This window comes from Bradyrhizobium sp. (genome assembly GCF_030654605.1).
In the GTDB taxonomy this organism is placed as follows: Bacteria; Pseudomonadota; Alphaproteobacteria; order Rhizobiales; family Xanthobacteraceae; genus Bradyrhizobium.
This window is the reverse complement of the sequence record NZ_JAURXB010000293.1, coordinates 1-1,862: the sequence shown is the minus strand read 5'-3', so window position 1 is coordinate 1,862 and position 1,862 is coordinate 1. Positions and strand designations below refer to the sequence as shown.

General features: G+C 65.3%; 2 protein-coding genes. Both read left to right on the top strand.

The annotated features are described in order from the left end of the window. Positions 1-1,092: GNAT family N-acetyltransferase (locus Q7U29_RS26550; RefSeq protein ID WP_304746412.1), on the top strand; the 1,092-nt coding region annotated here is incomplete at its 5' end. Further along, positions 1,089-1,862, top strand: a 774-nt coding sequence (locus Q7U29_RS26545; RefSeq protein ID WP_304746411.1) for a cupin-like domain-containing protein, incomplete at its 3' end; no start/stop codon positions are given. The genes Q7U29_RS26550 and Q7U29_RS26545, both read left to right, overlap by 4 nt.

The following is a 1,862-nucleotide window of genomic DNA, read 5'->3' as shown; positions in this document are numbered from 1 at the left end:
GCCGAACGCGCCTTCGAGCCGAACGGTTATTATCTGCCCGACTGGGCATTGGCGGTGAACGCCTCGGCGCGGGGCCGCACCGGCGTCTCGGCGCTCGCCGCATGGAGCGACGCTGCGCCTGCGGAAGACGGCGCGGCGCGCCTGATCGGGCTGTTGCCCGCGATTTCGATGTGGCGCGCCTACAACATTCCGCTTCCCGTTCTGGTCAGCGCCGATCCCTACGGCACGCTCGGCACGCCGCCGCTCGATCGCGAGGTCGCCGAGGATGCCGCCATCGGATTGATGCGCGAGGCGCGAAGGGCCGGCGCCCGTGCGCTGATCCTGCGCGACGTCGCGCTCGATGGCGCTACCGTCAAGACTTTCACGGAAGTACTGCGGCAGGGCGGCATGCGCCCGCGTTTGCTGCAATCCCACCTCCGCGCCTGCCTCGACGCCACACGCGACGCCGAGGAATTGCTACGCGATGCGCTGGGACCGAAGAAACTCAAGGAATTGCGCCGCCAGCGCAACCGGCTGGCCGAGCACGGCGAGGTCCGTTTCGAGGTAGCGCGCACCCCGCAGCAGATTGCATCCGCGGTCGAGATATTCTTGACGCTGGAAGCCTCCGGCTGGAAAGGCCAGCGCGGCACCGCGCTCGGGCAGGACGACGGCGATGCCACTTTTGTCCGCCGCGCCACCGCCGACCTCGCGGCATCAGGTCAAGGCGAAGTCGTGACGCTGTTCGCCGGCGACACGCCGGTGGCTGCCGCGATCGTGCTGCGGCATCAGGACCGCGCGTTCTATTTCAAGCTCGGGGTCGACGAGCGCTTTGCAAAACTGTCGCCCGGCGTGCAGCTGACGCTCGACCTGACCCGGCATCTCTGCGCCGACCCTGGCATCGCGCTGGTCGATTCCACGGCCAATGCCGATCATCCCATGATCAATCCGATCTGGCGCGGGCGCCTGGCGATCGGCGACGTGCTGGTGCCGCTGCGGCCGCGCGATCCCGTGGTGCCGCTGGTCCTTGGCGCCCTGAAATTGCGCCAGCTGATCCTCAAGCCGCTGCGCCGCGCCGTCCATTTCATCCGGAAACGCCAGGAGAAATCGTCATGAATACCGTCACCGCAGTAGCCCCGGTGATTACGGCCGGAAACGAAGCGCTGAAGCGCGACTTTCCGCTCAAACCCTTCGCGATCCGCCACAAGCTGGCTGGCCATCCGCTCCTCACTCTGTCGCGCATCGCGCAGCTCGCCGCCGAGCTGCCGCGCGACCTGATCGAGTACAACTCCGGCAAGGTCGCGATCAGCCAGGATCCGGATGCGATCCCCTCGGTCGATCTCGATCCGGTCGAGGTCGTCAAGCGCATCGAAACCGCCGGCGCCTGGATGGTGCTGAAGCGCGTGGAGAATTCGCCGGAATACCGGCGACTGCTGGAAGACACGCTGCTGTCGGTGGCGCGCGCGCGCGGTTTCAATAGTCTGCTCGACGCCGGCTTCGAGCAACTCGAAGGCTTTATCTTCGTGTCGTCGCCGAACTCGACCACGCCGTTTCATCTCGACAGCGAGGACAATTTCTTCGTCCAGATCCACGGCGAAAAATTCTTCACGATCTTCGACAACAACGACCGCTCGATCGTCTCCGATGACGAGATCGAGCGCTCGATGACCAAGCACCGCAACCTGAAATACGATGACAGTTTTGCGCCGCGCGGCACCGAATTCCATCTGTTCGCGGGCGACGGCTGCTACGTGCCGTATCAATGGCCGCACTGGGTGCGCACATCAGGCAGCTTCTCGATCTCGATGGCGATCACCTGGAAGACCCGCGAGGTCCGCCGCGTCAATGACCTGCATTTCTTCAATTCGATGCTGCGCGGCGTCGGC